Raw genomic sequence first — 3209 nt, 5'->3', positions numbered from 1 at the left:
GTGCAGGCGGCCTTCGTGGATGCCGAGGACGGCGCCACCATCAAGACCAGCATCGTTGCCGCCGGCATCCCCGCCGTCGGCACCACCTCCACCCTGCTCAACGCCGGTATCAACTTCACTTTCTGAGCCGCTTGCCCTTCGCGCTCCGTAGCCTTCAAAGGAAGATCAACATGAAATTCGCCCCGATGCGCCTGACCGCCTGTGCCGGTGCCCTGCTGATTGCCGGTACCGTCTTTGCCGCTGAAACCCGCCCCGGCTATGCCGACCCGGACAACTGGCCGCAGTACCACCGCAGCTACAACGCCTGGCGTTACAGCCCGCTCACCCAGATCAACAAGAGCAACGTGAAGAAGCTCAAGGTGGCGTGGATCCACCAGCCGGGCAACATCACCCACGGCCTGCAGGCGACGCCCATCGTGGTGGATGGCGTGCTGTACTACATCTCCGCCGACAACAACGCCTGGGCCGTGGATGCCGCCACCGGCAAGACCCTGTGGCACTACACCGCCAAGCTCAACCCCATCGCCAAGCAGGCCTTCTATGCCTCTGCCAGCCGGGGTGTGACCGTGGGCCGTGGCAAGGTCTTCATCGGCAGCCTCGACGGCCGCTTCATCGCCCTCGACCAGAAGACCGGCAAGGAGGTGTGGAGCACCCAGCTGACCGACCCGAAGACCCAGTACGGCGCGCTCTTCTCGGCCCCGCCCCAGCTGGCCGGTGACGTGCTGTTCGGCGGCACCACGGGTGGCGATCAGCCCATCGCGGGCAAGATCTACGCGGTGAACGCCGACACCGGCAAGCCCGTGTGGACCTTCGACGTGATCAAGAACGACCCGGCCAGCTGGCCCGGCGACAGCGGCAAGGTGGGCGGCGGCTCCGCGTGGATGCCCGGCACCTACGACGAGAGCAGCGACACCATCTACATCGGCACCTCCAACGCCGCGCCCGACTACTACACCCCGGGCCGCGAGGGTGACAACAAGTACACCGCCACCCTGCTGGCCATCGACCCCAAGACCGGCAAGCTCCGGTGGCACCGCCAGGAGATCCCCCACGATACCTGGGATTTCGACTCCGCCTACGAGGCCCTGCTGGTCAAGAAGGACGGCAAGGACGTGATCGTGCACCTCAACAAGAGCGGCTTCGTGTTCGTGATGGACAAGAAGGACGGCGGCCTGGAGAACGTCTGGCAGTTTGCCGAGAACATGAACTGGGCCAAGGGCATCGACCCCAAGACCGGCGAGCTCATCGAGCCGCGCCGCCCGCAGCCGGGCAAGCGCGAGCTGCTGTGCCCCAACCTGCTCGGGGCCCGCAGCTGGAACCACGGCGCCTACAACCCGGGCACCGGCCTGTGGTACTCCCACGCCATGGAGGTGTGCAACGAGGTGGTCTCCGGCAAGGATGATCCGTCCAACCTGACCGCCATCTCGGCCCTGTCGCTGGGGATCGACGAGATCAAGCTGGTGCCGCCACCCAATGGCAAGAAGCCCGACGGCCGCCTGGATGCCCGTGACCCCCTCACCGGCAAGGTGAAGTGGAGCATCCGCTACGAGCTGCCGCCCCTGTCCAGCGTGCTGACCACCGCCGGCGGGCTGGTGTTCACCGGTGACATGGAAGGGCGCCTGTATGCCTACGACGCCGACAACGGCAAGGAGCTGTGGCGCTTCAACGCCGGCTCCGGCGCCCGTGGCGGCCCGGTGAGCTACGCCGTCAAGGGCAAGCAGTACATCGTGATTCCCACCGGCCTCGGCTCCCACGCCCCGGGCTTCCTGGCTGGCGCCTTCCCGCAGATCAAGGATCTGCCCGGCGGCGCCGCCCTGATCGGCTTCACCCTCGAGTAAGCACCGCATTTGCTCCGCGGCACGACCAGGCCGGACGCGGCGGGTCGTGCTGTTCTCCGGGTGCGGCGCAACCTCCACGCGCTGCACCCTTCTTTTTCAAGGATGGACAGAACAAGATGAAAAAGCCCAACGGACTCCGCAGCATCTTCCGCCCCGCCGCACTTCTCATCGGCGCCGCCTTTGCCTGTGCCAGCCTGGCGGTGGGACCACCCGCCGACGAAGGCAAGGCCCGCCTGTCGGCCGGCAAGAGCCGCTTCGACAAACTGTGCGTGAGCTGCCATGGCACCGAAGGGGCCGGCGTAGCGCCCGCCGGGACCACCGCCAGCTACGGACCCAAGCTCGCCGGCCGGGCCGATCTGGACGAAGCGCGCATCCGCGACCGCATCATCCACGGCAAGCACGGCGACAAGGCCATGCCCCCCTGGGGCACCGTGCTCGAGGACGCCGAGATCGGCCAGCTCACCGCCTACGTCAAGCTGCTGGCCGCCACGCCCGCCGGCCAGCACGCCGCCGGGCCGCTGGCGCCCTTCGACCTGAACGACGAGACCCGCATCGCCGCCGGCAAGCGCCGCTTTGCCAAGACCTGCGCCGGCTACTGCCACGGTTTCGAGGGGGTCGGCGGCCGAGCCCCCGATTTCAAGGGGCGCACCGACCTGCCGGCCGAGCTGGCCTACGAGACGATCTACAAGGGCCGCCAGGGTGCCGACGTGATGCCGCCCTGGGGCAGCGCCTTCACCAATGAACAGATCTGGGAGCTGGTGGCCTACCTGCAATACCTGGGCAAACAGCAGCCCTGATGGCTGTGCATCCCCACTGACCACAAAGCGGAGCGCTTTCCACACGCACAAAAACACACGCGCATTCATCGAATTGGCCAGGGGCTGAGCTGACGGGGCGGCGGATTCAATTTTCGCCCCGTGGCAGCCCTTATTTGGAGACGTCTGTCTCCGTCGTCTCAGGTCGTTCGATACATCTGTCTCCTTATTCTCGTATTTGCAGAGAGGTTTCCTCCTGCAATGGCGGGAATTGCAGCCCTGGCAAACTAATTGCAGAGGGCCTCTTGCCGCTGGCTATTTCAGGTCAGCGGAGTTTCGGTGTTCCGGGTTGGGATTCCGGAATGAAAAAACAAGAGGAGACATTCATGATTCAGCACTCATCCATACCGCGCACTCCGCTCCGGCGCAGTGCCTGCGCGGTACTCCTGCTCTCGGCCGTGTCGGCGCCGGCGCTGGCCGAAACCAATGTGGCGATCTACGGCATCATCGACGCGGGCCTGCTCTACCAGAGCAAGACCGACCCCGACGGCAAGAGCAAGACCTCCATGGAAACCAGCGGCCTGCGCCAGTCGGTGCTGGGCTTCAAGGGCGACCG

The 3209-nt window shown here is 66.0% G+C and carries 3 protein-coding genes; all 3 read left to right on the top strand.

The annotated features are described in order from the left end of the window. Window positions 1–170 precede the first annotated feature (170 nt). Window positions 171–1838 (top strand): PQQ-binding-like beta-propeller repeat protein, encoded by a 1668-nt coding sequence (locus L6Q67_RS23185; RefSeq protein WP_296575761.1) that lies wholly within the window; start codon window positions 171–173, stop codon window positions 1836–1838. A gap of 116 nt (window positions 1839–1954) precedes the next feature. Continuing rightward, a complete protein-coding gene (locus L6Q67_RS23180) occupies window positions 1955–2635 on the top strand; it encodes a c-type cytochrome (protein ID WP_296575758.1) in 681 nt (226 codons plus the stop codon). Between the two features lie 344 nt (window positions 2636–2979). Beyond that, a partial coding sequence (locus tag L6Q67_RS23175; RefSeq protein ID WP_296575755.1) for a porin occupies window positions 2980–3209 on the top strand: 230 nt, incomplete at its 3' end.

The sequence above is a fragment of the Zoogloea sp. genome (assembly GCF_023150065.1).
Classification (GTDB): domain Bacteria; phylum Pseudomonadota; class Gammaproteobacteria; order Burkholderiales; family Rhodocyclaceae; genus Zoogloea.
This window is presented reverse-complemented; position numbering and strand designations above follow the sequence as displayed.

What these genes read in the sequence shown, in the direction of transcription:
- L6Q67_RS23185 (WP_296575761.1), top strand. Translation starts at nt 171, where the DNA reads ATGAAATTCGCCCCGATGCGCCTGACCGCCTGTGCCGGTGCCCTGCTG.
- L6Q67_RS23180 (WP_296575758.1), top strand. Translation starts at nt 1,955, where the DNA reads ATGAAAAAGCCCAACGGACTCCGCAGCATCTTCCGCCCCGCCGCACTT.